The 568-nt window shown below is 61.3% G+C and carries 2 protein-coding genes; both read left to right on the top strand.

Features of this window, described 5'->3' with window-relative positions; genetic code table 11:
- Window positions 1-73: 73 nt before the first annotated feature.
- Entirely contained in the window at window positions 74-226 is a 153-nt protein-coding gene (gene tnpB, locus ACYP5B_RS26045) for an IS66 family insertion sequence element accessory protein TnpB (RefSeq protein WP_459571626.1), read from the top strand.
- 30 nt (window positions 227-256) lie between these two features.
- A partial coding sequence (locus ACYP5B_RS26050) for a transposase domain-containing protein (RefSeq protein WP_459571627.1) occupies window positions 257-568 on the top strand: 312 nt, incomplete at its 3' end.

Consider the following 568-nt stretch of genomic DNA (forward strand, 5'->3'; position numbering starts at 1 on the left):
CCGCTGAACGGGTGGAACGGGTGGGTTATGCGGACAAGCTGCGTCGAAGCGGCGGGAAGGTCTGCATTCCGAGGTGAGTTACAAGCGCCTGGAGCGTGGACGTTTCGTCTGGCCGCAGGCCGACAGCGGCAAGATCCACCTGACGCAAGCGCAGTTGTCGATGCTGCTGGAGGGGATCAACTGGAAGCAGCCCGAGCGCACTTGGCCGCCACTGTCGGTGTTGTAAACCTTGCGGCATGTGCGTAAACTGCCGCGCATGCCAATCGACCCCAGCGATCTCCCCGACGACATTGAGGCCCTGAAGGCCTTGGTGTTGGCACAGCGGGAATCGATCGCACTCATGGAACGGGCCTTGGCGGTCCGCTCCATGGAGATCGAGCAGCTAAATCTGCAGATCTCAAAGCTGAGGCGGATGCAGTTTGGCCAGAAGTCCGAGAGGCTGGATCGACAGATTGAACAGCTCGAGACCCGACTGGAAGATCTGCTGGCCGAGGAAGGTGCGGCCGAAACCGAAGCCGATCCGCAGGCTACCCCTCCTGTCCGGAAGAAAGCGGTACGCAAGCCGTTG

The sequence above is a fragment of the Cupriavidus sp. 8B genome, assembly GCF_054589115.1.